This window comes from Poseidonibacter antarcticus (assembly GCF_003667345.1).
GTDB classification, from domain to species: Bacteria; Campylobacterota; Campylobacteria; order Campylobacterales; family Arcobacteraceae; genus Poseidonibacter; species Poseidonibacter antarcticus.
Genome location: NZ_RCWF01000008.1, coordinates 115835 through 124185 on the forward strand (window position 1 = coordinate 115835; position 8351 = coordinate 124185).

Annotated in this window: 8 protein-coding genes and 1 rRNA gene; 4 read left to right on the forward strand and 5 right to left on the reverse strand. The window is 28.1% G+C overall.

Features of this window, described 5'->3' with window-relative positions; translation table 11 throughout:
- Window positions 1-33 precede the first annotated feature (33 nt).
- Genes dnaE through D9T19_RS10615 form a run of 3 tightly spaced genes read left to right on the forward strand, consistent with a single transcriptional unit; the run spans window position 34 to window position 4664 of the window.
- On the forward strand, window positions 34-3600 hold the full coding sequence (gene dnaE, locus D9T19_RS10605; RefSeq protein WP_121628209.1) for a DNA polymerase III subunit alpha: 3567 nt from the start codon (window positions 34-36) through the stop codon (window positions 3598-3600).
- The gene (surE, locus tag D9T19_RS10610; RefSeq protein ID WP_121628219.1) at window positions 3600-4388 is read left to right on the forward strand and encodes a 5'/3'-nucleotidase SurE; all 789 of its coding nucleotides are present in this window, start codon (window positions 3600-3602) and stop codon (window positions 4386-4388) included. The genes dnaE and surE overlap by 1 nt, the downstream gene beginning before the upstream one ends.
- Window positions 4389-4400: 12 nt before the next feature.
- On the forward strand, window positions 4401-4664 hold the full coding sequence (locus D9T19_RS10615; protein WP_121628210.1) for a hypothetical protein: 264 nt from the start codon (window positions 4401-4403) through the stop codon (window positions 4662-4664).
- 14 nt (window positions 4665-4678) lie between these two features.
- Here D9T19_RS10615 and D9T19_RS10620 read toward each other — a convergent pair whose 3' ends face one another.
- From D9T19_RS10620 to moaC, 4 genes are read right to left on the reverse strand one after another with little or no spacing between them, the layout of a single operon-like run.
- Window positions 4679-5995 (reverse strand): M14 family metallopeptidase, encoded by a 1317-nt coding sequence (locus tag D9T19_RS10620; protein ID WP_121628211.1) that lies wholly within the window; start codon window positions 5993-5995, stop codon window positions 4679-4681.
- Window positions 5967-6737, reverse strand: a complete 771-nt coding sequence (locus tag D9T19_RS10625; protein ID WP_121628212.1) for a D-alanyl-D-alanine carboxypeptidase family protein — start codon at window positions 6735-6737, stop codon at window positions 5967-5969. Before D9T19_RS10625 ends, D9T19_RS10620 begins: the two co-directional genes overlap by 29 nt.
- Window positions 6738-6743: 6 nt before the next feature.
- Window positions 6744-7007: an HP0495 family protein gene (locus D9T19_RS10630; RefSeq protein WP_121628213.1), complete on the reverse strand. Its 264-nt coding sequence runs from the start codon at window positions 7005-7007 to the stop codon at window positions 6744-6746.
- Between the two features lie 4 nt (window positions 7008-7011).
- Window positions 7012-7485, reverse strand: coding sequence for a cyclic pyranopterin monophosphate synthase MoaC (gene moaC / locus D9T19_RS10635; RefSeq protein WP_121628214.1), 474 nt, complete (start codon window positions 7483-7485; stop codon window positions 7012-7014).
- Between the two features lie 114 nt (window positions 7486-7599).
- Here moaC and rpsU point away from each other — a divergent pair, with 114 nt between their 5' ends.
- Entirely contained in the window at window positions 7600-7812 is a 213-nt protein-coding gene (gene rpsU / locus D9T19_RS10640; RefSeq protein ID WP_071628030.1) for a 30S ribosomal protein S21, read from the forward strand.
- A gap of 298 nt (window positions 7813-8110) precedes the next feature.
- On the opposite strand, the gene rrf is transcribed toward rpsU, so the two are convergent.
- Window positions 8111-8227, reverse strand: a 5S ribosomal RNA gene (gene rrf, locus D9T19_RS10645).
- Between the last annotated feature and the right edge of the window lie 124 nt (window positions 8228-8351).

Below are 8351 nucleotides of genomic sequence, written 5' to 3' on the forward strand. Positions count from 1 at the left end.
TTTAAAAATTAAATAAATATTAAAGATTATATTATGTCAACTACACCACAATTTACGCATTTACATTTACATACAGAATACTCACTTTTAGATGGTGCAAATAAAATAATACCACTTGCAAAAAAAGTAAAAGAAATGGGAATGACTTCTGTTGCAATGACAGACCATGGAAATATGTTCGGAGCAATTTCTTTTTATAATGCCATGAGAGATGAAGGTATAAAGCCTATTATTGGAATGGAAGCATATATTCATAATAATGAAGAATTAAATGATAAAACAACAAGGCAAAGATTTCACCTTTGTTTATATGCAAAAAATCAAGAAGGATATAAAAACCTAATGTATTTAAGTTCACAAGCTTATATACATGGTTTTTATTATTATCCAAGAATAAATAAAAAACTTTTACGAGAAAACTCTGGTGGTTTAGTATGTTCTGCAGCTTGTCTACAAGGTGAGATTAACTGGAATTTAAATACACAAAATGAAAGAAATGTAAAAAATGGTGCAAAAGGATATGAAGGTGCAAAAGCAGCAGCACTAGAATATAAAGAAATTTTTGGTGATGATTTTTATCTTGAAATTATGCGTCATGGAATTGGTGACCAGCATTTTATTGATAACCAAATTTTAAAACTTGGACGTGAACTTGATATTAAAGTTGTTGCAACTAATGATACACATTATTTAAATCAAAAAGATGCAGATGCTCATGAAGCCTTTATGTGTATTGCAATGAATAAACTTTATGATGATCCAAATAGATTAAGACATTCTGTTCATGAATTTTATTTAAAATCACCAGAACAAATTGCAAAACTTTATGCAGATATTCCTGAAGCAATTGCAGCAACACAAGAAATAGCAGACAAATGTAATTTAGAAATAAAATTAGGAGATCCAACTCCTCCAAACTTTAAGTTTACAAGACAGAAATCTGAACTAAGGAATCTTGTATTGCCAGAACCAGAACTTGAATATTCTCTTGAAAATGATAAAGTTTTATTTATACACGAATGTTGGAAAGGTCTAGAAAAAAGACTTAAAATTGTTGATAAATCAAAACATCAAGAATATAAAGACCGACTTCAAGTAGAAATTGACATTATTAATAGTATGAAATTTCCAGGATATATGCTTATCGTTTGGGATTTCGTTATTGTTGCAAAACAAATGAAAATTCCAGTAGGTCCAGGACGTGGATCAGCAGCTGGTTCTTTAGTTGCTTTTTCACTTGAAATTACCGATATTGATCCTATTCCTTATGGATTAATTTTTGAGCGATTCTTGAACCCTGAAAGAATATCAATGCCAGATATTGATATGGATTTCTGTCAAGCAAGACGTGGTGAAATTATTAATTATGTTGTTGAACAATATGGAAGAGCCAATGTTGCTCAAATTATTACTTTTGGTAAACTTCTAGCAAAAGGAGTTATTCGAGATGTAGCAAGAGTTTTAGATATGCCTTATTCAAAAGCTGATGCAATGGCAAAACTAATTCCTGATGAATTAAAAATCGACCTTGAAACTTCTTGGGAAAAAGAACCAAAAATAAGAGAACTTTGTGAAGCTGATCCACAAGCTGCAAGAGTTTGGGAATATGCATTAGCTCTTGAAGGACTAAATAGAAATGCAGGAACACACGCAGCTGGTGTAGTTATTTCAAATGATCCCTTATGGAATAAAACACCATTATTTAAACCTTCAGGTTTAGATACTCTTGCCACTCAATATAATGGTAAATATGTAGAAGATGTCGATTTAATCAAATTTGACTTCTTGGGTCTAAAGACCCTAACAGTTATTGAAGAAGCAAATAAATTAATAGAAAAAAGACATGGTAAAAGAATAGATTTTATTACAGCTGATGTAAATGATAAAGGTGTTTATGACCTAATTCAAACAGGAAATACAATTGGGTTATTCCAAATAGAATCAGATGGTATGCAAGATTTATGTAAAAGACTTAAACCAGATAATTTTGAAGATATTATTGCCATCCTAGCTCTATATAGACCAGGACCAATGGAGTCAGGAATGCTTGATGACTTTATTGATAGAAAACATGGTCGAGCAAAAATTGACTATTTTTATGATGAATTTGATGCACCTTTAAGACCAATTCTTGAACCAACTTACGGAGTTATTGTATATCAAGAACAAGTTATGCAAATTGTACAAACAATTGGTGGTTTTTCACTTGGTGGTGCGGATTTAGTTAGACGGGCTATGGGTAAAAAAACTAAAGAAGTCCTAGATAAATTAAAAGATGAATTTTCATTAGGTGGAGAAAAAAAAGGTTATAAAAGAGAACACTGTGAAGAGTTATTCGATCTTATTGTAAAGTTTGCTGGTTATGGATTTAATAAATCACACTCCGCTGCTTATGCACTTGTAACATTTTATACATCATATTTAAAAAACTATTATCCATCAGAGTTTATGGCAGCATTGCTTACACTTGAAAAAGATAACACAGACAAAGTTGTAAAATATGTGGATGAAGTAAAAAGATTAAACTTAGATCTTTTCCCACCTGATATTAATAAATCACACTTAGTTTTTTCAGCAACAAATATTGATGAAAAAGAAACTGTAATGTTTGGAATGGGTGCTATTAAAGGTGCAGGAGATGTTGCAATTAAATCAATTATTCATGAACGAGATGAGAATGGAGATTTCAAAGACTTATCTGATTTTGTTTCAAGAATTGATGGAAGTAAGGTAAATAAAAGAGTAATAGAATCTCTTGCAAAATCAGGAGCACTAACATCTTTTGGCTACTCGAGAAGGGCAATGCTTGAACAAATAGAATCAATTTCAGAAGCTGTTGGTAATTCTATGAAAGCTAAGAAAATGGCCACTGGTTCTTTATTTGGAGATTCTGAAGAATTAACAAAAATTCAAATTGAATTAGAACATTTAGAAGAGTTTGATCAAACAGAAATATTAGAATTTGAAAAAGCATCATTAGGTTTTTATGTATCAGGACATCCACTTGATAAGTATAGAGAACAATTAGACCAAATTAACTATACATTATCATCACAAGTAGATGAATTAGCTGATGGTTCACAAGCTTTGTTTGTAGGTAAAGTTGAAAATATAGTTCAAAAAATATCTAAAAAAGGTAATAAATTTGGAATTGCATCTATAATGGATTTACACGGTACAATTGAACTTATGCTTTTTGAAAATAGAATAAAAGAATTAGAAGATGATTTTGGTATTGACTTAAAAAATCCTAGTGATTCTGAACCTATTGCATTTAAAGTAAAAATTTCAAAAGATGAAAATTTTACAAGAATGAATATTATGAAAATAGAAAATATAAAAGATGCAAAAAAAGAAAAAGTAAAAACAAAACAAAAAGAAGTAGAAGAACCACCATTGACAATAGCAATACCGTTTTCTAATGATGAAAATAGTATATATAAATTATTTGATTTAGTTGCAAATAATCAAGGGAAACGAGAATTAAAAATATTAGTCAAGTCAAAACTTGCAGATATTGAACTTGAAAGTGGCTTTAAAATTAATAGTAATATAGAAAAATTTATACCAAATATTGAAGGAGCATTTGTAGTTACATGATTAAACATATTTTATTAACAAATGATGATGGATTCGATGCCATAGGATTAAAAGTTCTGATTGAAGTATTAAAACCAATTGCAAAAATAACTGTTGTTGCTCCTGCAAAAAATAAATCTGCATGTGGGCATAGTTTAACTCTTGATAAACCATTAAGATTAGATAATGTTGAAGATGATTATTATAGAGTTGATGATGGAAGTCCAAGCGATTGTATTTTCATATCTTTAAATAATTTATTTAAAGATAACTATAAACCTGATTTAGTAATTTCAGGTATTAATATTGGTGCTAATATGGGTGAAGATATCACTTACAGTGGAACTGCAGCTGCTGCTATGGAAGCAGTATTACAAGGAATCCCAGCTATTGCAATTTCTCAAGTCTGTAGAGATAAATGTAATGATATAAAAAATGGATGGGATTTTGCCCTAGCAAAACAAACAATTGCAAACTTAGCTAAAAAAATATTAGATAATAACTTCCCATTAGAGGAAAGAAAGTTTTTAAATGTTAATATCCCACCAATAAAACCAGAAGAGTGTAATGGAGTAAAAGTTACAAAAGCTGGATATAGAGAATATGGTAATGATACGCATAGACATAATAATCCTCGAGGTGAAGAGTTTTATTGGATAGGATTACATCCATTAATCTGGAAAGAGTCAAGTGACAAAAGTTGTGATTTTGAAGCAATTAAAGCTAATTATATCTCAATAACTCCAATAATGCTTGATTTAACATCATACAATGATATTAAAAATATAGAAAATTGGTTAAACAATTAAAAAAGGAAATACATGAATTTTACAGAAGCAATCGAATTAAATATAGACAAATTAGTGGGAACACTAAAAGATGAAGAAGAATTAGAAGAAGTTCTTAAAAAGAAATTTACAAAAAAAGAGTTTAAAGTATTTGTTGCATTTAGTGAAGGGAAATCTTTAGATGAAGTTAAAAATATAGTTAATGATGAAGATGAAAGAATTAATGAAATTTACAAAACTGCATGTAAAAAATTAAATCAAGAAAAAATAAAAAAAGAATTAGTTTTTTTTAAATAGAGTATAAAAATACTCTATTTTTCAAATCCTAAAAGAATCATACCAGCAAACTTATCTCCCTGATAAAACTCAATTCTAAAAATATTACCATCTTGATCAATTGAAAATCTTTTTACAATTTCTTTTTTAGTTATATCAAGACCTACTTCATTTTTCTTATTCTTATTCACATAACCAATAACATTTACTCTTAAATTAGGTATAGGTTCAATATTAAAAGTGTCTTTTGCATATATAATATCACCGAATTTTATACTATTTTTAACACCATCAATAAATATATTAATTTTTCTTTCATCCTCAATAAATTTTATATAATCAGGATGAAGTTTAGCAAGTTTTCTATTTCCATAATGTATTATATATTCTTTCCCCTCTTTAACTATTGTCATTAATGGGCTTGAAGTAGTAAACTCTAAATTTCCATCTTTACTAATTGGGAAATATCTTAAAAGCTTTCTTACCTTACTTAATGGTAATTTAATTTTTTCATCATAAAAAGATATGAAAATATCATGATCAATTACATTTTTAATATCTGAAGTCGTAAGATTAAACTTTCTGTGAAACTCAATTCCCATAATATTCATATATTCTTCAATTGCCAATAAATGATAATAAACTCTTTCTTCTAAATTAAGTTCTTTACTAGCCTCATTTGCAAAAGCAGCCTTTCCATTATTAATAGCATAATAAGTAAGAGATTTTTCCATTTCTTTGTCGCCAAGTCTAGTCTTAGTATTTTTTACATGATACTTATCTCTTGATTTTATTAAGTTATTATTTATTGAATTAACAACTTTTGTTGATATTTCTTCTAAATTCCCGTAACTTTCAATATCTAAATTAGATTGATCAATAATAGAACATTGTCCCCATCTTAAAGGAGATAGTTCGTTGCTAAGATGTTTTTCTCTATAAAATCCACTACCGTCATGTAAATTAAGAATTAATTTTACTTCATCAGATTTAATATATTTTTTTATTCTCTGAACCGTATTATAATCAGGATCATTTTCTGATAATTTTGCAAACTTTCTATTCATATCTCCATAAGGACCACGCGATCTTTTAATAATAGAATAAAAATTTAAATTAGGGATAACCCAAACTGAACCTTTTTTAATATCATAATGAGTTGCAATTAATGATGCTGCCATAAAAGCTCCAGGTTCATCACCTTGTATCCCTCCAATAATTAATAGAGTATTCTCATTTTGCTGACCTTTTTTAATAAAATCGAAATCGAAACTTTTCACATCTGCATTTAAATGTTGTAAACAAATAAATATTAATGAAATCTTAAATAGTTGTAATATGCCAAGGTTCATACCTTACACCGTCCTTATTGTTTATTGTATATCTAACGTCAACATATTTTAATCTTATTATCTGTTGAAATTCTTGCGTTCTTGCAAATTTAGAGGTAAAATTTGCATAACCTAATCCTTTTTTACCTACATCAAAATCACCGATAGAATGGTAAGTATAAGCAGGAGGAGCTATTGACTTTGCAGCAATGGTAATATTTCCATTAACTCTATTTATTTTATCTAAGAAAAGTTTTGTTTGTTTAACAATACTTCTAATCCCCGAAGTTAAAGTAAGAGAATCCCCTATATCTTTTTTCATTTCATAATATGTTTTCTCTGATTTACCTTTAAATAAATAATGTCCAGTATAAGGTATCTTTTTAATAGATTTTTTATTAATTTTTTCTGTAATATTATTGTTTATTCTATTCCCAAAAAAACCATGAACAGAAGGATTATAATAAAAGATAAACTCTAAAAAAGCAATTTCATCTTTTGTGAAAGGTTCTATTTTTGGAGCTCTTTTTGCTATATATAACATTGTGTCAAAACTTATAACATTAAAATTACCATAACCTATATAATTCTGAACTAATTTTAATTTATTTCTAATTGAATGAAATACTTTATAATCCTTCTTAGCAATAAATAAATCATTTTTCTTAATTTTTCTAGTTGTAGCAAATAAATCCGTACTTGAAACAGATGTTAATATAACAAAGCTAGATTTCTTGATAAATTCTCTTCTAAGATTTTGCATTAATGATTAAAGTACCATTTTAATATCATCATGTTTACCAAGGATTTCATATAAAAGTTTTCTATCATCCTCATTGTGAACTAATAATTCTAAATTATAACTTTCAAACTTACCTTTACTGCTAGATTTAGATTTAATAATTGAATGCTCTCGTTTTTGAACTACTTCTTGAACAACACTTTTAATATTAATACTTTCTTTTACTACTAGTTTATAACTCCAATTACATGGATAATCTAACTCTAGTTTTTCTTTACTTAAATCAATCATTTTATTAACTCCTTATAAAATCACCACTTTTACCACCAGATTTTTTTTCAAGTTGTATATTTGAAATAATCATAGCTTTATCTATTGCTTTAACCATATCATAGATAGTTAATAAACCAATAGATACACCAGTTAAAGCTTCCATCTCCACACCAGTCTGACCATTTAGCTTTGCTCTTACCTTTAGTTTAAAACCTGGAAGATTTGGTAATTCTTCAACTTCACAATTAATTCCACTTAAAAGTAATGGATGACACATAGGTATTAATTCACTTGTTTTTTTAACCCCCATAATTGCAGCAATTACAGCTGTTTGAATCACAGGACCTTTTTTTGAAGTATTATCTATAATAGCCTTATATGCATCATTAGACATTGTTATTTGTCCACTTGCAACTGCAACTCTTTTAGTTTCATCTTTTTCTGAAACATCAACCATCTTTGGCCTATTATTATCATCTAAATGTGTTAATGTCATAATATTACCTTTATATTCTAGTATTTATTATATTCTAACTTTAATTAAATAAGAATTAAGTAAATTTTAAATATAATGCAACCCTAAAATTTAAAAAGAAAGTGGGTGATTTTAGTGCCAGGCATTAAAGTTAAAGATAGTGAATCATTTGACGAAGCATACAGACGGTTTAAGAAACAATGTGATAGAAATCTTATTGTAACTGAAACAAGAGCTAGAAGATTTTTTGAACCAATGACAGAAATCAGAAAAAAACAAAAAATAAACGCTAGAAAGAAAATGCTTAAAAGATTATACATGCTTAGACGATACGAGTCTAGACTGTAGATTTTACTTATCTTCCAAATTAAGCCCTAGTAATAGGGCTTTCTTATTTATTAAAGCTACCTACAAAATAATACTCCAATCTATTAAAATTTAATAAATCCTAATGAACTAATATAAACACATTATTAAAAAATTCAACAACTAAAATAAAGAGAATGTAAGAAAAATAAAAGTAAAAAAGAAGCTTTGGTAAAAATAAAAAAGGCAAAAAAAGCAAAAAACCGCGCGCAAAAAAAAAGCTTAGCTTTTCGCACTAAAAAAGTGTAAAAAGCTAAGCTAATTTGAATAAATACTCAAGAGCTGGCAGTGACCTACGTTTCCGACAAGGGGACCCTGCAGTATTATCAGCGATGAAGAGCTTGACTTCCAGGTTCGAAATGGGACTGGGTATTTCCTCTTCTCTATAACCACCAGCAAAACTGAGTAATCAATATATATAAAATAAAATCTATAAATAAATCCTAATCTAATATACTCATTACTCAACTTATATGTTGAGTAAAAGATATTTTAATGTTAAAGTCACACAATGTATACTT